This window comes from Mammaliicoccus sp. L-M44 (assembly GCF_022386355.1).
Classification (GTDB): domain Bacteria; phylum Bacillota; class Bacilli; order Staphylococcales; family Staphylococcaceae; genus Mammaliicoccus; species Mammaliicoccus sciuri_A.
The window spans coordinates 56,247-77,591 of sequence record NZ_JAJNIU010000007.1 but is presented as its reverse complement, the minus strand read 5'-3'; the positions used below and the strand labels follow the sequence as shown (position 1 = coordinate 77,591).

At 32.4% G+C, this 21,345-nt stretch carries 16 protein-coding genes; 5 read left to right on the top strand and 11 right to left on the bottom strand.

The window, feature by feature from the left end; all coding sequences use genetic code 11:
* Positions 1-100 precede the first annotated feature (100 nt).
* The 4 genes from LQ611_RS05645 to nrdI all read right to left on the bottom strand — a co-directional run bounded on the left by LQ611_RS05645 (position 101) and on the right by nrdI (position 4,133).
* Complete coding sequence (locus LQ611_RS05645; protein WP_103362203.1) at positions 101-517, bottom strand: FixH family protein; 417 nt, start codon at positions 515-517, stop codon at positions 101-103.
* Between the two features lie 149 nt (positions 518-666).
* Positions 667-1,638: a class 1b ribonucleoside-diphosphate reductase subunit beta gene (gene nrdF / locus LQ611_RS05640; RefSeq protein WP_025905415.1), complete on the bottom strand. Its 972-nt coding sequence runs from the start codon at positions 1,636-1,638 to the stop codon at positions 667-669.
* A 28-nt stretch (positions 1,639-1,666) separates the two neighbouring features.
* The gene (gene nrdE / locus LQ611_RS05635; RefSeq protein WP_025905414.1) at positions 1,667-3,772 is read right to left on the bottom strand and encodes a class 1b ribonucleoside-diphosphate reductase subunit alpha; all 2,106 of its coding nucleotides are present in this window, start codon (positions 3,770-3,772) and stop codon (positions 1,667-1,669) included.
* Positions 3,735-4,133 (bottom strand): class Ib ribonucleoside-diphosphate reductase assembly flavoprotein NrdI, encoded by a 399-nt coding sequence (nrdI, locus tag LQ611_RS05630; protein WP_025905413.1) that lies wholly within the window; start codon positions 4,131-4,133, stop codon positions 3,735-3,737. Before nrdI ends, nrdE begins: the two co-directional genes overlap by 38 nt.
* A 375-nt stretch (positions 4,134-4,508) precedes the next feature.
* Between nrdI and LQ611_RS05625 the strand changes: the two genes are divergently transcribed.
* The 4 genes from LQ611_RS05625 (at position 4,509) to LQ611_RS05610 (ending at position 9,682) form a co-directional block, all read left to right on the top strand.
* Entirely contained in the window at positions 4,509-5,393 is an 885-nt protein-coding gene (locus tag LQ611_RS05625; RefSeq protein WP_025905412.1) for a DMT family transporter, read from the top strand.
* Positions 5,393-5,893, top strand: coding sequence for a preQ(1) synthase (gene queF, locus LQ611_RS05620; protein WP_025905411.1), 501 nt, complete (start codon positions 5,393-5,395; stop codon positions 5,891-5,893). Before LQ611_RS05625 ends, queF begins: the two co-directional genes overlap by 1 nt.
* A gap of 294 nt (positions 5,894-6,187) precedes the next feature.
* Positions 6,188-7,702 carry a peptide MFS transporter gene (locus LQ611_RS05615; RefSeq protein WP_103362202.1) on the top strand — a complete coding sequence of 505 codons (1,515 nt, stop codon included), beginning with the start codon at positions 6,188-6,190 and terminating at the stop codon, positions 7,700-7,702.
* Between the two features lie 477 nt (positions 7,703-8,179).
* Positions 8,180-9,682, top strand: coding sequence for a peptide MFS transporter (locus LQ611_RS05610; RefSeq protein WP_025905409.1), 1,503 nt, complete (start codon positions 8,180-8,182; stop codon positions 9,680-9,682).
* Between the two features lie 168 nt (positions 9,683-9,850).
* Here the strand turns inward: LQ611_RS05610 and LQ611_RS05605 are convergent, their stop codons facing one another.
* The 6 genes from LQ611_RS05605 to LQ611_RS05580 form a co-directional block, all read right to left on the bottom strand.
* Positions 9,851-10,432, bottom strand: a complete 582-nt coding sequence (locus LQ611_RS05605; RefSeq protein WP_025905408.1) for a 5' nucleotidase, NT5C type — start codon at positions 10,430-10,432, stop codon at positions 9,851-9,853.
* Positions 10,433-10,496: 64 nt separating this feature from the next.
* Positions 10,497-11,564 carry a histidinol-phosphate transaminase gene (gene hisC / locus LQ611_RS05600; protein WP_103362200.1) on the bottom strand — a complete coding sequence of 356 codons (1,068 nt, stop codon included), beginning with the start codon at positions 11,562-11,564 and terminating at the stop codon, positions 10,497-10,499.
* A 102-nt stretch (positions 11,565-11,666) separates the two neighbouring features.
* On the bottom strand, positions 11,667-13,181 hold the full coding sequence (locus LQ611_RS05595; RefSeq protein ID WP_025905406.1) for an ABC transporter permease/substrate-binding protein: 1,515 nt from the start codon (positions 13,179-13,181) through the stop codon (positions 11,667-11,669).
* Entirely contained in the window at positions 13,178-14,140 is a 963-nt protein-coding gene (locus LQ611_RS05590; RefSeq protein WP_025905405.1) for an ABC transporter ATP-binding protein, read from the bottom strand. The genes LQ611_RS05595 and LQ611_RS05590 overlap by 4 nt, the downstream gene beginning before the upstream one ends.
* Before the next feature lie 87 nt (positions 14,141-14,227).
* Entirely contained in the window at positions 14,228-16,006 is a 1,779-nt protein-coding gene (recQ, locus tag LQ611_RS05585) for a DNA helicase RecQ (protein WP_025905404.1), read from the bottom strand.
* Between the two features lie 22 nt (positions 16,007-16,028).
* On the bottom strand, positions 16,029-17,900 hold the full coding sequence (locus LQ611_RS05580) for an ABC-F family ATP-binding cassette domain-containing protein (protein WP_103362199.1): 1,872 nt from the start codon (positions 17,898-17,900) through the stop codon (positions 16,029-16,031).
* Between the two features lie 85 nt (positions 17,901-17,985).
* On the opposite strand from LQ611_RS05580, the gene LQ611_RS05575 reads away from it, so the two are divergent.
* On the top strand, positions 17,986-18,801 hold the full coding sequence (locus LQ611_RS05575) for a ZIP family metal transporter (RefSeq protein WP_103362198.1): 816 nt from the start codon (positions 17,986-17,988) through the stop codon (positions 18,799-18,801).
* A 587-nt stretch (positions 18,802-19,388) separates the two neighbouring features.
* On the opposite strand, the gene ltaS is transcribed toward LQ611_RS05575, so the two are convergent.
* Positions 19,389-21,329, bottom strand: coding sequence for a polyglycerol-phosphate lipoteichoic acid synthase LtaS (ltaS, locus tag LQ611_RS05570; protein ID WP_103362197.1), 1,941 nt, complete (start codon positions 21,327-21,329; stop codon positions 19,389-19,391).
* Positions 21,330-21,345: the final 16 nt, after the last annotated feature.

Below are 21,345 nucleotides of genomic sequence, written 5' to 3'. Positions count from 1 at the left end.
TAACGATTATCATTATCTCTATTGTAATGAAGAATATGACTAAATGCAATGCCATTTATAAAAAAGAGTGATGGAATTAAATTCCACCACTCTTTTATAATTATTTTATATTAATATCTTTGTTTGGCATTGTGTGTTGATCTCTAGCAGTAACATGACTTGTTACATTGTATTGACCCGCTTCTTTAAATTTATATTTTAAAGTGTATACACCATCTTTATTTTCTTTAACTTTCTTCATTTCTGAAGATTTTTTGTCCCCATCTTTAACGATTTCAAACATCACTTCATCTGCATCTTTTACTTTTTCATCACCAAGTGTCACTTTTGCTGAAACCTCTACTTCTTCACCACTTTTAGCTTCTTTAGGCACATCTAAAGCAACTTCCAAAGCTTGAGGTTTATCAGAAGACTTATGTTCTGAATGATGATGCTCATCCTCTTTCTTGTCATTTCCACATGCTGCTAGCACAGAAATGACCAATACAGTTAATACCCCTAGTAATATTCTTTTCATGAATATAACCCACCTTTCAATATATTATCTTCATTATAAACAATAAATATCACATAAATTCCAATAAATATTGAAAAATATGTTAACTTTTTATCCTCATAAAAAATAGCCTAGGACAAGGTACATGTCCTAGACTACTACTTAATTTTTTACTTTTCATCAAAGATGAAGTCTTCATCTTTAAGTGCTTCTACATTTAATGCTAGTACATAACCGTCACCTTTAACACTAAAGAAGTCATGGTTTTTAGTACTTGTATTTAATGCATTCTCAATAATTGGGTTGAACGCTTTTTCTTCATAATATGGTTCAAATCCTAAATTAGCTAATGCTTTATTCGCATTATATGTTACGTAGTTCATAACATCATTTGTTAATCCTATTTCATCATATAATGTTTTTGTATATTCGTATTCATTCTTATAAAGTAAATCAAGCATACGATACATTTCTCTATCTGCTTTAATTTGTTCGTCTTGTGACAATTCATTTTTTAAACTTTGTGCATCTAGACCAGTAAATACACCGTGAATAGATTCATCTAGTAAAATTTTACGGATGATTTCTCCTGAAGTTGTCATACGGCCTTGTCCTGCTAAATATAATGGATAGTAGAAACCTGAGTAGAATAAGAATGTTTCTAAGAACACACTTGATACTCTAGCCATGTATTGATCATAAATTGAAGCTTCTTTACCCCATAATTTATGATAATTACCTACGATCATTTCTGATTTATATTTCAAGTGTGGTTCTTCAACAACCCACTTATCTAATAATTCATTTGTTTCACTAGATGGTAATAATGTCGTGAATATATGTGAATAACTTTTCGCATGTATTTGTTCCATCATACCCATAAATGAATACACTGCTTTTTTACGTAAGTCTTTCGTATGCATCATGATTAGAGGCATGCCATCATCAGCTTGATGTGTATCTAATCCAGTAAGACCAGCTAATGCCTTTTTAAAAGCATTTTTTTCAGGTTCTGTTAATGTTTCCCAACTTGCTATATCTTTAGATACTTTAAATTCTGACTCAACCCACATTTGTGAGATGTTTTGACGCCAAAACATATTCGTCATATCTTCTTGTGTATTCCAGTTTACTGCCTTCATGTTAGATCTCCTATCTTAATTAAATTGATTAGATTGCGCAACTTGTACATTCTTCAACGCTTAATAATTTATTTCGTGTATAGTAAAGTGATTTTAAGCCTTTATGGTGAGCATATACGTATAATCTTGAAAGTTCACGTGTTGAAATCTCAGAATTTACATATAAAATTGTAGAAATACCTTGGTCTACATGCTCTTGAATCGTTGCAATTAAATCAATTAATTTCATTTGATCTGTATTAAATGCTGATTTGTAATACCACATTGTTTCAGGTGATAAGAATGGCATTGGGTAAAATGTTTCTGCATTACCATATGTTCTTCTTTCAATTTGGTCGACAATTGGCATAACAGAACTTGTCGCATTTTGTACATATGAAATACTTTGAGTTGGTGCAATAGCAAGTCTATATGCATGGTATAAACCATGTTCTTTAACAGCTTCTGCTAATGCTTTCCAATCTTCTGCAGTTGGAATATCGAAACCTTCAAATAATGCCGCAACATTATCGTATTCAGGTTTAATATCTTGTTGGATATATTTTTCAAAGTATTTACCTGAAGCGTAATCAGATTTGTCGAAATCTACATATGTTTCTTGTCTTTCTTTCGCAATTTCCATTGAACGTTCGATAGAATAGTAGTTCATCATCATGAAGAATACATTTGCGAAGTCTTTAGCTTGCTCTGATTCATAACCAATTTTGTTTTTAGCTAAGAAACCGTGTAAGTTCATAACACCTAAACCTACAGAATGTAGCTCATTGTTTGCTTTTCTTACACCTGGTGCATTTTTAATATCTGTATCATCAGATACAACTGTTAAAGCATCCATACCAATATGTACAGAATCACGGAATTTCTTTGATTCCATCACGTTTACAATATTTAATGAACCTAAGTTACAAGAAATATCACGTTTGATTTCATCTTCAGTTCCATAATCGTTAATAATTGACGTTTCTTGTAATTGGAATATTTCTGTACATAAGTTACTCATTTTGATTTGTCCGATATTAGAGTTAGGATGTACTTTATTCGCATTATCTTTAAACATCAAATAAGGATAACCTGATTGTAATTGCGTTTGAGCAATTGTATTTAACATATCACGTGCATCTTTAGCTTTTTTAATGATATTAGGATTTGCTACAAGTTCATCATAGTATTCATCTAGATTGATATCATCAAGTGTCACACCATATTCACGTTCAACAGTATGTGGTGCGAACATATAGAAATCTTTACCTTCTTTAGCTAAATCAAAGAATTTAGATGGAACGATTAAACCAGTAGAAATAGTAGATAATCTAATATCTTCATCTGCGTTCACTTTTTTAGTATCTAAGAATTCTAATACATCATAATGGAAGATGTTTAAGTATACTGCACCCGCACCAGGTCTTTGACCAAGTTGATCAGCATAACTAAAGCCACCTTCAAGTGATTTAGCAACTGGTAATACTCCTTTAGCGACACCTTTAATACCTTTAATAGCTTCACCACGTGCACGCAATTTAGATAAGTTGATTGCTACACCGCCACCAATTTTACTTAATTGTTTAGCTGTTGAATCAATAAAGTTAATTGAATTTAAGCTATCATCTACTTCTAATAGGAAACAACTTACTAACTCACCACGTCTAGCTCTACCAGCATTTAAGAATGTTGGTGTTGCAGGTTGAATACGTTGTTCAATCATACCTTCAACAAATTGTTTAGCTTGTTCAACATTACCTTTAGCTAAATATAGAGAAACAATAATAACGTGTTCTTTATATGTTTCAAGGTATTCTGATTTATCATTAGTCTTCAAAGCGTAATCTTTGAAGAACTTACTAGCTGACATGTAACTTGCAAATTGAAAAGGAATTGAATCTGCAAACTGGTTAATCTCTTTTAATGATGTCTCACTATATTCTTTAAATAAGTCATAATAAAAGTCTTGTTCAACTAAAAAGTGTAAACGTTCAATAGGATCATTGAATTGAATTGTTTTTTCTGCAATTTCTTCTAAATATACTTCTAATGCTTCTTGATCTTTTTCAATATCGAAAAAGCCGTCTTCTCTTCTCTTTGTTACCTTATTGTTTAATTCAATATGATTTTTCTTTTGTTTGTTTATCATTTTCATAGAGATTAACCACCTTTTCCTTAAATTCATCTGCTATAGCTTGGTTACCGTGTAACTCAAATTTCATCAATAAAGGGACATGATATTGATTCGCGATCTCTTCACTAGCTTTCGCGAAATTCTGTCCCCAATTTCTATTTCCACTACCTGCTACTGCTTTAAGATTATGATGATTCACTTTCAAAAAATCTTGTACAGTATCAGGTACTTGGCCAAATCCAATTGTACCTGTAACCATTATAAATGGTTCATTTATTTCATTTGTCTTGTTTGCCTCAGTGAGAGCCATTGTGTCAGACAATCCTGCTCTCTGTATGAACCGTCGTACATTACCAGTTAAAGAGTAATAAATTATCTTCATAAACTTTCACCTACCACATGTAAATGCTTATACAACTGTATAAATGAAATAAAAAATACAAAAAAATGAACACTTTATTCATTTTTATTTCAAATGCACAAAACACAAGATATAGTGTTACGTTTTATAAGCACATACTATATTATGTGATTCATTATAGCACTTTAAATGATTCATAACACTTATAATACCTTATATTTTTTAAAAAAATAGGGTTGACTTTCTTCTTGTTTCGACTAAGCGTTGCTATATCAACATTTGAAAATTGCTTTCATAAAAATTTATTTGTCGAAAACAATCAACGAACAAGTCATATACTTTTTAAAGTGAATTATGATAATATATGTTCATTGATAAAAAATAGAAGGTGTTTACATGAATTCCACAGTAAAAGGAATAATTGCAATACTCATTTCTTCGATTGGTTTTAGTTTAATGGCAGTATTCTTCAGATTATCTGGTGACTTACCAGTTTTTCAAAAATCACTTTTTAGAAACCTCATCGCAATGATTGTACCGATTTACTTTGTCATGAAGTATAGAGCACCATTTTTCGGTAAATTAGAAAATCAACCGTTACTCATTTTGCGCTCTACACTTGGACTTATTGGTGTATTACTCAATATTTATGCGATTGATCACATGGTTTTAAGTGATGCGGATATGTTAATGAAATTAAACCCATTCTGGACTATACTACTTTGCGCGATATTTTTAAATGAAAAAGCACGCAAATACCAAGTAATTGCAATGATTGTAGCGATTCTTGGTGCATTGTTTATAATTAAGCCTACATTTGATTCAGATATGATGCCAGCAGTTATCGGTTTATTATCTGGAATTTTTGCTGCAGGTGCTTATACTGCCCTACGACCTTTAGGACAACGTGAAAAATCATATACAACAGTATTTTACTTTTCATTCTTTTCTACGGTCGCATTAATTCCATTTGTCATCTTTACATTTGAACCTATGACACTTTCACAAGTCATCATATTATTGTTATCAGGTGTCTTTGCAACAGTTGGTCAATTCGGTATAACAATTGCCTATAGTTTCGCAGCAGCAAAAGATATTTCAATATTTGTATACGCATCTGTCATATTCAGTGCCATACTCGGTTTCATCTTATTTAAAGAAGTACCAGATTTACTCAGTTATTTAGGATACATTATTATATTCTTAGCAGGCTATTATATGTTCAAGAAAGCCCAAAGAAATCCTAAACCTAAAGAAGCAATTAATAAAGGAGAATCATAATGTCAGAGGGAAGAAACAAAGACGAATTAAAAGATATTACGTTATTAGGGAATCAAAACAATCAATATCATGATCAATACAAACCTGAAGTATTAGAAGTGTTCGACAATAAACATCAAGGTAGAGATTACTTTGTAAAATTCAATTGTCCAGAATTTACTTCTTTATGTCCTATCACAGGACAACCTGATTTTGCGACAATTTATATTTCTTATATACCAAACATTAAAATGGTAGAATCTAAATCATTAAAATTATACTTATTCAGCTTTAGAAACCATGGTGATTTTCACGAAGATTGTATGAACGTTATCATGAATGATTTAATAGAATTAATGGATCCCCATTATATAGAAGTTTTAGGTAAATTCACGCCACGTGGTGGTATTTCTATCGATCCTTATACAAACTATGGAAGACCAGATTCTAAATACGAAAAAATGGCAGAGTACCGTATGATGAACCACGATTTATATCCTGAAAATATCGACAACAGATAATAATTCAATATATAGCCGAGTCATATTCAACATGACTCGGTTTTTTATATGTATAAATTTCACATTTCAAAACATATTACTCACCAATTAAGAAAACGCTTACAATTTTAAAAATTTGTTCACATTTATCTTAAGCCTTGCCACTATTGACGCTATTATTTTTAATAGTCATTATTGTATGAATATTGTTAATCTTTACCTTGTGTTTATTTTGCGAAAGCATTACAATTTAACATGTGCTAATTTTAAGTACATCTAAAAATGAATACAGTTTATTATGAGGGGAAGTAAAAAATGGGTAACAAACATTATACTAAAGAGGAAATTATCCAAAGTACACCACGTACAGGTTTCTTTGGTCATCCTAAAGGCTTGGCTACATTATTCCTTACCGAATTCTGGGAAAGATTTAGTTATTATGGAATGAAGGCTATTCTTGCCTACTACATTTACTATTCAGTAGCAAAAGGCGGCTTTGGTATTGATCAAGGTTTAGCACTTCAAATCGTTTCTATCTACGGTGCACTTGTTTATATGAGTGGTGTTATTGGTGGATGGATTGCTGATAGAATTACTGGTACACGTCATGCATTATTCTACGGTGGAATACTCATCATGATTGGTCACATCTTATTATCACTACCAAATAATTTTACATTGCTATTAATCGCGCTATTGTTCTTAATTATTGGTACAGGATTATTGAAACCAAACATTTCTTCTACAGTAGGTTTATTATATGAAAAGAATGACCCAAGAATGGATTCAGCATTTACTATTTTCTACATGTCAATCAACTTAGGTGCTTTAATTTCACCATTATTAATCGGTTGGTTACAAGTAAACGTAGGCTTCCATGCTGGTTTTGCAGTAGCAGCAGTTGGTATGTTCATCGGTTTAATCATTTATTTCATCACAAACAAGAAATATTTAGGTTTAGCAGGTATCGAAGTACCCGATCCATTATCATCTTCTGAAAAGAAAAAAATGGTCAAAATTGTTGGTATCACTGTCGTAATTATCGCAATTATTTGTTTCATCCTAAGTCTATTCGGACAATTAACATTGCCTAATTTCGCAAACTTTATTTCAATACTTGGTGTTGCTCTACCAATTTACTATTTCGTAAAAATTTCATTAAGTAAAAAGACTGAAGATTATGAACGTACACGTGTATATGCATATATACCATTATTCATTGCAGCAGTAGCATTCTGGATGATTCAAGAGCAAGGTTCTACAGTATTAGCACAATTCGCAGATACTAAGACACAATTAAGCATGGCTAAATTAACAGGTGGCGCAATTGATTTTAATATACCAGCAGCTTGGTTCCAATCACTTAACCCATTCTTCATTATTATTTTAGCACCAGTGTTCTCAGTATTATGGGTTAAATTAGGTAAATTCAACCCACCTACTGTTTATAAATTTGCTATAGGTGTATTCTTAGCAGGACTTTCATATATTATTATGGTCGTTCCATTATCAGACACATCAACATTAATTAACCCAGTTTGGTTATTTGCAAGTTTCTTATTAGTAACATTAGGTGAACTTTGTATATCACCAATCGCATTATCAACAACGACTAAATTAGCACCAAAAGCATTCACAGCTCAAATGATGAGTGTTTGGTTCTTATCAAACGCTATGGCTCAAGGTTTGAATGCTCAAATGGTAAAAATTTATACAAGTATTAGTTCAAATGATTATTTCTTATACTCAGGTATATTCGCAATCATCATTTCAATCATCTTACTTGTAGCAAGTCCAAAAATTAAAACATTAATGGCAGGCGTAAAATAAGATCTAGCCATTTACGAGGTAAGGACAACAAAAGTTGTCCTTGCCTTTTTTAGTATTAAGAAAGTTTTGATTAGTGGGAGTTAGGTGGGAATTAGAACGCTGTAACTTCCATTATTTCGAGTTCTGGTAATTAGAATGCTCTAACTTCCATTATTTCAAATTCTGGTAATTAGAATTCTCTGACTTCCATTTTTCTGAATTGTGGTAGTTAGAACGCTATCTCTTACGGACATTTCTCGGAATTCTGTCCCTAACGATACCACCAAGATCCCACACATAAATCCTCCCCCTCCCTAAACCTATTAAACAATTAACTAATATGTGTAAAAATACTTATTATTGATATATTAATTATTTTAGAATATTCACAATATTAGAACTCATTAAAATTTTATTGAATTTACTAACATATAGGGTTAAAATGTTCTTTAAACTTACCCGACAATCAGGGGAAGTTTAGAAAGGAAGCGATTTTTTATGGGCAAAATGACGCGAGAGGAAATGGTTGAAACTGTCCCTCAACATGGATTTTTTGGACATCCTCGCGGCTTAGGTATATTGTTCTTTGTAGAATTCTGGGAACGTTTTAGTTATTATGGAATGCGTGCAATTTTACTGTATTATTTATACTTTACTGTCAGCCAAGGCGGACTAGGTTTAGATAAAATTACAGCTCAACAAATTATGGCCATGTATGGTTCATTAATATTTATGACAGGTATATTAGGTGGTTGGGTAGCTGATAGATTACTCGGCTCTCGTAGATCATTAATGTACGGTGCAGTACTTATTATGCTAGGTCACTTAGTGTTATCTTTACCATTTGGTTTAGGTGCATTTCTTATTTCTATGATATTAATCATTGTAGGTTCGGGACTTATGAAACCTAACATTTCAAATGTTGTGGGTGGTTTATATCATAAGAATGATAATAGATTAGATGCAGGTTTTGTTATCTTTTATATGTCAGTTAATATGGGTGCTTTATTATCACCACTTATTATCGACAAAGTACGTGTAAGCGTTGGTTTCCACCAAGGATTCTCAATCGCAGCTTTCGGTATGCTTTTAGCTTTAGTAGCATACATTCTATTCCAAAAAAGAAGTCTTGGGGAAGTTGAAAATCATCCTTCTAACCCACTCAATCATAAAGAAAAAGTTAAATACGCTAAAATGTTTACATATAGTGCAATCGGTATTGTTATTCTTTTAGCTATTTTATATTTAACAGGTCATCTTACATTTAATTCAATCAGTTTAATTGTTTTAATTATCGGTATCGTTATACCATTTGTTTACTGGACAATTATGTATAGAAGCCCTGATATAGATCAAACAGAAAAATCAAGATTACTTGCGTATGTACCATTGTTCTTAGCTTCTGTTTTATTCTGGAGCATTCAAGAACAAGGATCAAACGTACTTGGTGTATTCGCGCAAGAACATACACAATTAGATTTAAATGCATATGGCATTAATTTCGTGATACCAGCAGGTTGGTTCCAATCTATTAACCCAATCTTCATCGTTCTATTTGCACCAGTTATTTCATTCTTGTGGCAAAAATTAGGTAAATACAATCCTTCTACTCCACTTAAATTTGTAATTGGTTTAGCATTCGCTGGTATTTCATTTATTGCTATGATGATTGCAATGATGATGCAACAAGCAGAACTGATGAATCCAATTTGGTTAGTACTCAGCTTCTTCCTTTGTGTTATAGGTGAATTATGTTTATCACCTACTGGATCAAGTGTTTCAGTTAAACTTGCACCAAAAGCCTTTTCAGCACAAATGCTTAGTCTTTGGTTCTTAACGAACGCAACAGCACAAGGTATTAACGGACAATTAGTTAAATTGATTGAGCCATTAGGTCAACAGAACTACTTTGGTTTAATCGGCGCAATCGCTATTGTCGTTTCGCTTATTGTATTATCAATGACACCAAAAATTAAAAAACTTATGCAAGGCATACATTAAAAAGGGAGCAGGACAGAAATCTAATTTGTAAAAAAAGATTTCGTAGTCCCGCCCCGGCAAGGATGACTAGAGTTGGAAAACCTTGGTACAAGCGCATTTCAATTCAGTCATCTACTGCCAAGATACTAAAAAAGACTGAGACATTACATTATGTCCCAGTCTTTTACTTTATTTATATGATTCTGATAAAGATTCTTGTTGTTTATTATATTCCCCGTTTTCACCTAAGAAATATGCTTCTACTTCTTTCCAGTTTTGAACTTTTGGCCATTTATCAATATCAATATTATGATCTGCTGCATACATAATTGAATGATTATTGAAGCTTTCAAGTTGTTTAGGATTATCATCAATTAAATAATCTGTGTTGACGATACCTTTATCTCCACAAAATACAAAGTGTTGAGGGTCTAAGAATGGCATATGTTCTCTTAGCCAAGCATATTTATCAGCAAATGATGTTGGTACGTCCATTGCTGCTGTAACAATATAAACGTCATAGTATTCATTTAACTTCTGTACAACTTCTACAGCGTCTGGAAATACTTCTAAGTCTCTAAAAAATCCATCTTCTCTTAAAATACTTGTCAAAATACCTTGATGTTCAGGCATCATATTACGGATTTTTGTACCTTTAAGTTCTTCCATAGTAACATTAGAAGAAGTTTCTTCATTGTAACGTCTTAAAAGTTTTTTTATTGTGTCAGCTAGCACTTCATCCATATCGATACCAATTGTTTGCTTCGTCATTATACCTTCTCCTTTATATATCAATGTCTACTAGTATACCAAAGAACGTATTGCCTTTCCTTTATTACGAACTGTGTGTTTTAAAGAATTCTTCTAATACTTGTATCATCTTATCGTTATGTTCACTAAAGCCCATCGTAATACGCACACCATTTGGGAATGGTCTTGTAATAAAGCCTTCTTTTATTAAATAATCATATAATACTTGAGGTTCGTCTGTATTAACGTATATAAAGTTCGTTTGGCTATCGTAAATATGTTCTTTAAAAGGTGCATTTAAGAATTTTTCAATTTCATGACGATTCTTTGTTGTAATGTCTTTTAAGTAAGCTTGATCTTTAATCGCGGCATCTGCTGCAACAGCTGAAAGTGACGTTACATTGAATGGTAATCTGACAATATCTAATTGGTCTAATAATGATTCATTCGCGATTGCATAACCAATACGTTGTGCTGCTAATCCATACGCTTTAGAAAGTGTACGTAAGACAACGACTTGATTATATTTTGAAAGCAATTCTAAGCTATTTGGCATGTCTTCAGCAACAGCAAATTCAATATATGCTTCATCGATTAAAACGATAATATCATCTGGTACTTTTTGAATAAATGCTTCTATAGCATCATGAGGTAAATATGTGCCTGTTGGGTTATTCGGATTACAAATCCAAATCAGTTTCGTTTTATCTGTAATTTGTTCATACATTGCATCTAAATCAAAATATCCATCTTTAATCGGTGTTGTTTTAACTTGGGCACTTTCAATAATAGCATGATGTCTATACTGTCCAAATGTCATGTCACTCGTTAAAATTTCATCATCTTTTTCAAGAACTGCTCTTGAAATAATCATAATCACTTCATCTAAACCTGAACCAAAGAATATTTGTTCTTTCTTCACATTGAGAAATGTACTTAATGTTTCTTTCACTTCAAATTGTTTTACTTCTGGATAGTAAAATAATTCATCTAAATTAGCTTTGATTGCTTCTTTAACATTTGGTGAAGGACCATATAAATTCTCATTTGAAGCAAGTTTGACCATGTCTCCATCTATGCCGTACTTTTCTTTTAATTGTCTCGGAGATAACCCCGGTTGGTATGCTTGTAATTCACTTAATTGTTGCTTCATTTTTAGACCTCCAAGTTGAAATATAAAAACGGTAAACCGAAATTTACCGTTTGTTAATTTATTAGTATTATAGACCTAATCATTTTCATAAATCAATGGTATTTAATCAATCAAGTCATTCTTCTGTAAATATTCTTTCGCGACTTGATAAGCATCTTCATCCTTGATCGTAACTCTATAATTCATTTCTTGCATTTCTTCATCAGATATTTTGCCTTTTAATTTATTCATAGCTTTCACCACATCTGGATGCTCTTTAATTGTTTCTTTTTTCATAAGTGGTGCACCTTGGTATGGTGGGAATAATTTTTTGTCGTCTTCTAAGACAACCATGCCATATTCTTTAAGCTCAGCATCTGTTGAATATGCATCAATTAAATCAATATCATTACTTTCAAGCGCTTGATATCTTAATTTAGGTTCCATTGTTTTAACATCTTTAAAGTTTAAATCATATTTCTTTTGAATACCTTTGTAACCATCTTCGCGGTCATTAAACTCTAAAGTGAAACCAGGTCGAATTTCATCTTCAACCTTACTTAAATCTGAAATAGTTTTAATATTATGTTTTTCAGCATATTCTTTTTTAACTGCTAAAGCATACGTATTATTATATTTCATCGGTTCAAGCAATTGCATATCAAACTTTTTATCAAGACTATTATTAGCTTGATTATATACTTCTTGCTCTGTTGTTGATTTCGGTGTTTCTTTTGTTAATTCACCAAGAACTGTACCTGTAAACTCTAAATATCCATCTATTTCGTCAGACTTTAATGCATTAAATAGGAAAGAAGTCTTACCCATACCTGCTTTAACTTCAACAGTGTTGTCAGTTTCTTCTTCAATTAAAATCTTATACATATTTGTGATAACTTCTGGTTCAGATCCTAGTTTACCTGCTAAAGTAATTTTATCACCTTTTTGAGCAAATAAAGGTATCGTCACAGATAATAAGAATATAACTAATATTGTTCCAAGAATAATTAAAGATTTTTTGTATGAAATTCTTTCTAAAATTCTTAAAAATACATCAAAGAAAATCGCTAAAATAGCTGCAGGAATCGCACCTAGTAATATAAGAGATGTATTATTTCGATCAATACCTAATAATATTAAATCCCCTAGACCACCAGCACCAATTAAAGCTGCTAATGTTGCTGTACCAATAATTAATACCATAGCTGTTCGAATACCAGCCATCATAACTGGCATTGCAAGTGGTAACTCAACTTTAGACAATCTTCTACCAGTCTTCATACCTATACCACGTGCCGCTTCAATTAACGAAGGGTCTACTTCTTTAATACCGGTATATGTATTCCTTAATATCGGTAATAACGCGTATATAACAAGTGCAATAATTGCCGGTATACGTCCTATACCAAATAGCGGAATCATTAAACCTAGTAAAGCAAGAGATGGTATTGTTTGTAAAACAGCTGCGATGTTAATAATAACTTCGGCTAGCTTTTTAGTCTTTGTCAGTAATATACCTAACGGAACTGCGATGACGACTGCGATTAAAAGTGCAATAAATGATAATTGAATATGTTCAATTAACGTTTCTAAAAGTTGCCCTTTACGGCTTGAAAGTGTTTCGATTAATGCATTCATGAAGAAACACCTCTATTCTTTTCAGCTAAATAACTAAACACATATTGTCTTGTCACAATATGGCTAGGTGCTGTATTTTCTGAATCCATCACAATCGCTTCGTGTTCTGCCAATAATCCATATATGTCATCAATTGTTTGATCTGGTGACACTTTAGGATATTGATCAATAGATTGTGTATTTACGTCTGAAATTGGTTGCGCAATATCACCGAGCTTCACTTGCTTCAATACATGCGCATCCACATTACCAATAAATGATTTTACGAAATCATTTTTAGGGCGATGAATAAAGTCTTCTGTCGTTCCAATTTGCTCCACATGTCCTTGATTCAATAAACAAATACGGTCTCCCATTTTCATCGCTTCTTCAATATCATGCGTTACAAAGACGATTGTTTTTTTAATTTGCGATTGAAGTTCAAGTAAATCATCTTGTAGATTCTTTCTACTAATTGGATCTAGTGCACTAAATGGTTCATCCATTAAGACAACTGGCGGATCGGAAGCAAGTGCTCGAATAACGCCAATACGTTGTTGTTGTCCACCAGATAACTCACTTGGATATCTATCTCGATATGTTTCAGGATCTAAACCAACCATAGTGAGCAATTCATCGACTCTATTAGCAATATCTTTCTTTTTCCATTTCTTCATTTCTGGTACTTGCGCGATATTTTCTTTAATCGTCATATGCGGGAATAGTGCAATTTGTTGGAGTACATATCCAATATCCCATCGCATCTCCGCAACATCATAATCACTTATTGGTTTATCGTTAAAATATATAAACCCTTCTGATAAAGGTATTAGCCTGTTAATCATTTTAAGTGTTGTAGTCTTTCCACACCCAGAAGGTCCTATAAGTACAAAGAATTCACCTTCATTAATATTAAAACTTACATTGTCTACTGCTTTCTTATCCCCGTATATCTTTGAAACAGCTTCAAACTTAATCATTAATAGACACCACATTCCTCTTTTTATCAGTGCTAGAATTTCTTCTATATTATTTACCCTAATTTCACAATAAAATGCCTATTCTTCTTAAATGGGTTGTTTATAATTTTTAATGGTTTCAATAAATATCGGACAATAGTGTTTCAATTTATAACTACCAATACCGTCTATTAAAATCATTTCTTTTTTAGATTCAGGTAATCGTTTAGCAAATTGCTCTAAAATTTGGTCAGAGAATATAGAAAGTGGTGAAACTTCTAATTCTTTACTTAAATCTTTTCTAACTTCTATTAATCGATCAAATAAAGATCTATCAACATCTGTAATTGTTTGGATATCAACGATTTCTTTCGGCTTAGATTTAAATGGTGTAGTCATAATTTCAACTTTTCCACGCAATACATCCATTGCATCTTGGTCAACACTTAATATTTCTTTATGTTCATTTAAATAGCCTTTATAACGCAATTCATCTAGTAAATGATGACATTCATTCGTCGTATAATCTTTTAAAATGCCATAAGTACTGAGTTCATCATATCCTAAAGATGTTATTTGAGGTGTTTGTTCACCTCTTAATACTTGAATAATCATATTACGTTTTTCTTTTTGTTTTAACCTTGCGATACAACTTAATATTTTTTGTGCTTCAGTTGTCATGTTATAGGATTTTTCTGATTGTAAACAACTAGAGCATCTGCCACACTCTTCTAATTTTTCATCAGGATTAAAGTAATGAATCATCATCGCTTCTAAACATTTAGTCGTCTTCGTATATTGAATCATTTGTCGAAGCTTTTCGCCTTGCTTTTCTTTGTATTCATCATCTGCAGAACTTGAAGAAATGAAGAATTTTTGAAGGTCTATATCACGGTCTGAGAATAATAAGATACATTCACTGTCTAACTGATCACGACCAGCACGACCAGCCTCTTGATAATATGATTCGATATCTTGAGGCATATTATAATGAATCACGAATCTAACATTTGATTTATCAATCCCCATACCAAAAGCATTTGTTGCGATTGCTAATTTGATATCATCTTCAATAAATTTACGTTGTGCACGTTCTCTTTCATCTTTTGGTAAGCCAGCATGATACATCACATTCTTAATTTCTAAATCATCAAATGTTTCACTTAATTGTTCAACTTGTTTTCTAGTAGAACAATAAATAATACCTGATTGATGAATATTTTTCTTCACATAATCTTTAACAAAATTAAGTCTCTGATATGTATTGTTCACTTTAAACGTTAAATTCTCACGTTTAATAGACGTTTCAACAATATCACTTTCAGCAATACCTAATTTTTGAGAAATATCTTCTTGTACTTCTTTAGTAGCTGTTGCTGTTAATGCCACCAATCTAAAATGATGAGGCAAGCTCATAACATGTGTAATCACTTCTTGATAACTTGGTCTAAAATCATGTCCCCACTTCGAAATACAATGTGCTTCATCAAATGCGATAAGCTGTACATTACATTTGTTCAACATTTGTATAAACTGTGGTTGATTAAATCTTTCAGGTGCAATATATAGAAATTTCAACTGTCCTGAGACAAGTTCATTCTCTACTCTTTTTTTCTCTTTAGCTGTTAAAGTACTGTTTAAAAATTCAGCTTTGATACCCATCGATCTCAAGCTATCAACTTGGTCTTTCATTAATGAAATCAATGGACTAATTACAATCGTTAATCCATCTAAATATAGACCTGGTACTTGATAACAAATCGATTTACCGCCACCTGTTGGCATAACACCTAAAGTGGGACGATGATCAATAACTTTATCAATAATTTCTTTCTGTCCATCTCTAAATTGTTGATATCCGAAATACTCTTTTAAAATATTTTGCATCTATATATACACCTCTATACGCTTATAATCTGTCTGATAAGGATGACCAACGCATATAATCTTCTTCATATTGCGTTTCAATTGATGTCTTTTCATTTGCGAGTTCATTTAATTTTTCATAATTTGTAGCATGTTCAACCATTTCTTGGTCAATTTCTTCTAATCTTGTTTCTATATATTCGATATTTTTCTCGAGTTGTTCTAGTTCACGCTTTTCTTTGAACGATAATCTTGCTGAAGTCTTAGGTTTCGTTTCTGTTTTTTGAACTTCTTTATGTTGCTGTGTTGCTTTTTTCTCAAGCTCTCTTTTATATTCTAAATAGTCTTCAAATGTACCTAGCATAGGTTCGATTTGTTGATCATGTATATACCAATATTTATTGGCCACTTTATTTAAGAAATATCTATCATGACTTACCGTTATAACCGTTCCACCAAACTCATTAATATAAGCTTCTAATATTGTTAAAGTTTCAGTGTCTAAATCATTTGTAGGCTCATCAAGAATTAATACATTCGGTTCGTGAACTAATAATTTTAATAAATATAAACGTTTTTGTTCTCCACCTGATAATTTATTAATTTGCGTGCCATGCGTTTGACTTGGGAAAAGAAATCTTTCTAACAGCTGCGTAACAGATACAACTGTGCCATCTTTTTCTTTAGCAACTTCACTTTCTTCTCTTAAATAATCAATCATTCTCTTATCTGAAGTTAAACTTTCATCTTGCTGTTTAAAATAAGCAATTTTTACAGTTTGACCAGTAATGAGATTACCTTCAAAAGTTTGATCTAACCCACTAATAATATTGAGTAATGTTGTTTTACCTGCACCGTTTTCTCCAACAATACCAATTCTATCGCCTTTTTGAATAATCGTTGTAAAGTGTTCAAATAACTTTCTATCTCCAACAGATTTAGAAATATCGTCTAACTCAAATACTTGTTTACCAAGGCGAGAATGCGCTAAATTCAAACTTGCTTCACCTTGTGTTTTTCTATTTGATAAATCTTCTTCTAACGTATTAAACCTTTGGATTCTTGCTTGTTGTTTCGTTGATCTAGCTTTAGCACCTTGTCTCATCCAATTCAATTCTTGTTTATACAGCGCTTTCTTTTTAACATGTTGTTGTGCCTCAATTTCTTCTTTTTCAGCTCTTGCTTCAATATACGCTTCATAATTACCTGGATAACTTGTGAGTTTACCATTTGAAAGTTCAACAATTCTTGTAGAAACTTGATTTAAGAAATGACGATCATGTGTAACAAACATGATTGTGTGGGGGTATTGTTTAATATAGTTAACGAGCCATTCAATTCCTTCAATGTCCAAATGGTTTGTCGGTTCATCTAATAATAATAAATCTGGTTTACGTATTAATTCTTTTGCTAATGCAACTCTTTTTTTCTGTCCACCACTTAATGTAGCTATTTTTTTAAGATAGTCATTTATACCTAGTTTTGATAGAATAGTTTTAACGTCTGCACTGTAATCCCATGCATTTAATCGATCCATATCAGATTGATATTTCATCATAAGATCTAAATCCTTAGATTCACCCGTCTGTTGATATTGATTTAAAGCATTTTCATATTTAGAAATCACTTTCGTCATTTCAGTTTCGTTATTTAATACTTCATCGATTACAGTTAAAGATTCATCAAGTTCAGGCTTTTGGCTTGCATATGCAATTTGGTATTGGTTAGGATAAGATGTCTTCGCATCATAATCATCATCAATATTTGCAATAACTTTAAGCAAAGTACTTTTCCCTGTTCCATTGATTCCAACTAAACCAATGCGTTCTTTGTAAGAAATGGATAAATCTAAATCATCAAAAATAATTTTGTCACCATATTGCTTATTAAGTTTTTCAATTTTATATGCTTCCATGAATTAACATCCTTTAGTATTCTCAGTTTTCAATTAATATATTATACACTTTTTTTCACACAAAAGATATGAAGGAGCAAAAACTATGCAACAGATTTTTACAGAACTACCACCATACTTGCAAGCATTATTCGCAGGTATCATCACATGGTTGCTAACAGCATTCGGTGCATCGTTCGTTTACTTGTTCAAAAATATAGACACAAAAGTTATCAATACAATGCAAGGATTCGCTGCAGGCGTCATGATTGCAGCTAGTTTTTGGTCTTTATTACAACCTTCTATAGAACAAAGTTCACATTTAGCAATGCCTTGGTTACCAGCAGCAATCGGCTTTCTTTTAGGCGGATTGTTTATTAGACTATTAGACTTTGTCATACCACACGCACACCAAAACGCAGTTGATAAAAGTCAGCGAGTAGAAGGACCAGATACTAAATTAGGCAAAAACACTTTGCTATTTTTAGCAATCACATTGCATAACATTCCTGAAGGTATGGCTATCGGTGTTGCTTTCGGTGGTGTAGCAACTGGAAATGAAGGCGCAACATTATTAGGCGCACTCGGCTTAGCAATCGGTATCGGTATACAAAACATTCCTGAAGGCGCAGCACTCTCGATGCCAATCCGTGCATCAGGTTTATCAAGATGGAAGTCATTTAACTATGGTCAAGCTTCAGCTTTAGTTGAACCTGTATTCGCAATGTTAGGCGCATTACTAGTTGTCATCGCGACACCAGTTTTACCATATGCATTAGCATTCGCAGCCGGCGCAATGATATTTGTCGTTGTAGAAGAACTCATCCCCGAATCACAGTCAGGTAACAACACTGACTTAGCAACATTAGGATTAATGGGTGGCTTCACAATAATGATGATACTAGACGTTGCTTTAGGTTAGATAGAATAGAAATCCCAATCGTGAGGACGATTGGGATTTTTTCATTGTTTAATGTGTTGGTGAGTGGGGGTTGAGGGAGATGTGGGAGATGTGGGGGTTGGGGATGGTAATGATATTGGGGGATTTTGGGGATGTCGATGTTTTTGGGAATGTCGTGGCTTAAGTTGGAGTTAAGCTATGACTTGGACCATCTCTTGGCTTTATTAGAAAGTTAAGCTATGACTTGAGCGATTTCTTGGCTTTATTTAGAAGTTAAGCTACGACTTGCGCTATCTCTTGGCTTAAGTTAGGAGTTAAGCTACGACTTGCGCTACCTCTTGGCTTAAGTTGGAGTTAAGCCATGACTTGGATATTTTTTAATTAATCAAAAGTGTTCATTCTTAAATAATTATATAATTTTTGAAAAGATGTGAGTTTACTACAACTTTAACTCACATCTTTACCCTAAATCTTGCATCATCCACATCATCTTCTATCTCATAATCCATATTAAAAAGTACTTTTCCTAGTCACACCCCACAACCCCCATTCCCAACAAAAAAAGTACCACAAAATCTCATGATTTTGTGGTACTCATCGACTCATAATTATTTTTCTTGATAGCCGTTACCGGATTTGTATTCATAGTTTGATGGCTTAACTTTCTTGAAGTCAGGGTTATCATAGAATCTGAATAAGTCTCCGTGTAATAACTGGTCTGATAATTCGAGTTCTTTTTCGACGTTATTTTTATTTTCTTCTAAATCTTTAGGTTTCGTCTTCATAGGTTTATTAGTCTTATTGTCGTACACAGTGCTACCGATTGATTTATATTCTGGCGTTATAAAGTCACCATTTCTAAATGCAACTGTTTGATCGTGTCCTTTAGCTAATAAGTCTGTACCAAACATAATGTAGTTGTTTGATTTAATACCTAATACGTCTAATAATGTAGGCATTACATCAGTTTGGCCACCGTATGTTTCATCGACACCACCTTTAAGACCTGGTACTTTCATAAAGAATGGTGTTCTGTTTAAGTCCATGAATTTAGCTGGTGTGATTTCATCTTCACCAAGTAAATTAGCCATTGCTTTATTATGGTTTTCAGAAATACCATAGTGGTCTCCGTAAATGATGATTACTGAATCATCATATAAACCTTCTTTTTTAAGTTCTGTCATGAATTTTTCTAATGATTCATCTAGATAACGAGCTGTTTGAATGTATCCATCTAGTGTTGCACTACCTGTATCTGGTTTCTCTATCGTTGCGTCTTCTTTACTCAATGTGAATGGGTAATGGTTAGTCAACGTAATTAAATGAGAATAGAATGGTTCTTTTTGTTCTTTTAGATGTGCAATGGATTCATCAAAGAATACTTCATCTTTTAAGCCTAAGTTCTCAAGATTTTTTTGTTGCATATCATAATAAGTTGCATCATAGAACTTATCTACACCAAAATGTTTGTACACTTGATCTCTGTTCCAGAATGTTTTGTAATCACCATGCATAACCGATGTTTCATAGCCGCCTTGTTGATTTAAAATTGCTGGTAGTGATTGATAAGTGTTGTCACCTTTTAATGAGAATGCTGAACCTTGTGGTAAACCGAAAATACTATTATCCATCGTTAATTCTGAATCGGCTGTTTTACCTTGTCCCGTTTGATGGAAGAAGTTTGGATAGTATTTGTAACCTTTATCACCTTTTGCTAAAGAGTTTAAATAAGGTGTTACTTCTTCACCATTAACTTTGAAGTTAATTAAGAAAGATTGGAAACTTTCTAAGTGAATTTTAATAACGTTCTTGTCTTTAGCGATACCGAATGTTTCTTTGTTAGGTTCTTGATACTTCTGTTTTGTATAATTTTTAACTTGTGTTAAATCATCTTCACTTGCTAATGCTTTTTGTGAATTATTTTGAATCGTTTTAACCCCGTCATAAACTGTAAAGTTATAAGGTCCTAAATATTTAACTAAATATTTATGGTCAAATGTACGTGTTAATAATTCTGGTCTGTCTGACTCAGCAAATGCTAAGTTTAAGAAAAATAGTGCTACAGCTACACCCATAACAACTGGGACAAATTTCTTAGGAAATGCTTTAACTGATAAATTATTTCTCTTAAAGATCAACACAAATAAGAAAATAATCGTATCTGTGAAATATATAAAATCGTACCAAGAGAATGAACTATATACTGCACCAGACATTGATTCTACGTTACTTACTTGATTCAAAGTACTAAATGTTAAGAAATCTGAAAAGAATCTAAAGTACACGACGTTCGCATATAGTAAGAACGATAATACAAATCCAGCGATAAAAATAAACCAGAACGACTTTCTTCCCTTAAAGAATAAGAATACGCTCAATATTAGCGCAATCAAGCTGTATGGGTTCATTAATAAAATTAAATTCTGTACGAGTCCCTTAACCCCGAGTGACAAATCTACATAATAGGCAAAATAAGTCTTTAGTGAAATTGCTAAAATCGTTAGCAAGAAGAAAGTAAAGACGCCTATCTTCCTATTTTTAGTTTTCATACCGTTCCTCCGTATC

Coding starts and splice junctions, on each gene's coding strand:
- LQ611_RS05645 (WP_103362203.1), bottom strand. CDS start 517: ATGAAAAGAATATTACTAGGGGTATTAACTGTATTGGTCATTTCTGTG.
- nrdF (WP_025905415.1), bottom strand. CDS start 1,638: ATGAAGGCAGTAAACTGGAATACACAAGAAGATATGACGAATATGTTT.
- nrdE (WP_025905414.1), bottom strand. CDS start 3,772: ATGAAAATGATAAACAAACAAAAGAAAAATCATATTGAATTAAACAAT.
- nrdI (WP_025905413.1), bottom strand. CDS start 4,133: ATGAAGATAATTTATTACTCTTTAACTGGTAATGTACGACGGTTCATA.
- LQ611_RS05625 (WP_025905412.1), top strand. CDS start 4,509: ATGAATTCCACAGTAAAAGGAATAATTGCAATACTCATTTCTTCGATT.
- queF (WP_025905411.1), top strand. CDS start 5,393: ATGTCAGAGGGAAGAAACAAAGACGAATTAAAAGATATTACGTTATTA.
- LQ611_RS05615 (WP_103362202.1), top strand. CDS start 6,188: ATGGGTAACAAACATTATACTAAAGAGGAAATTATCCAAAGTACACCA.
- LQ611_RS05610 (WP_025905409.1), top strand. CDS start 8,180: ATGGGCAAAATGACGCGAGAGGAAATGGTTGAAACTGTCCCTCAACAT.
- LQ611_RS05605 (WP_025905408.1), bottom strand. CDS start 10,432: ATGACGAAGCAAACAATTGGTATCGATATGGATGAAGTGCTAGCTGAC.
- hisC (WP_103362200.1), bottom strand. CDS start 11,564: ATGAAGCAACAATTAAGTGAATTACAAGCATACCAACCGGGGTTATCT.
- LQ611_RS05595 (WP_025905406.1), bottom strand. CDS start 13,181: ATGAATGCATTAATCGAAACACTTTCAAGCCGTAAAGGGCAACTTTTA.
- LQ611_RS05590 (WP_025905405.1), bottom strand. CDS start 14,140: ATGATTAAGTTTGAAGCTGTTTCAAAGATATACGGGGATAAGAAAGCA.
- recQ (WP_025905404.1), bottom strand. CDS start 16,006: ATGCAAAATATTTTAAAAGAGTATTTCGGATATCAACAATTTAGAGAT.
- LQ611_RS05580 (WP_103362199.1), bottom strand. CDS start 17,900: ATGGAAGCATATAAAATTGAAAAACTTAATAAGCAATATGGTGACAAA.
- LQ611_RS05575 (WP_103362198.1), top strand. CDS start 17,986: ATGCAACAGATTTTTACAGAACTACCACCATACTTGCAAGCATTATTC.
- ltaS (WP_103362197.1), bottom strand. CDS start 21,329: ATGAAAACTAAAAATAGGAAGATAGGCGTCTTTACTTTCTTCTTGCTA.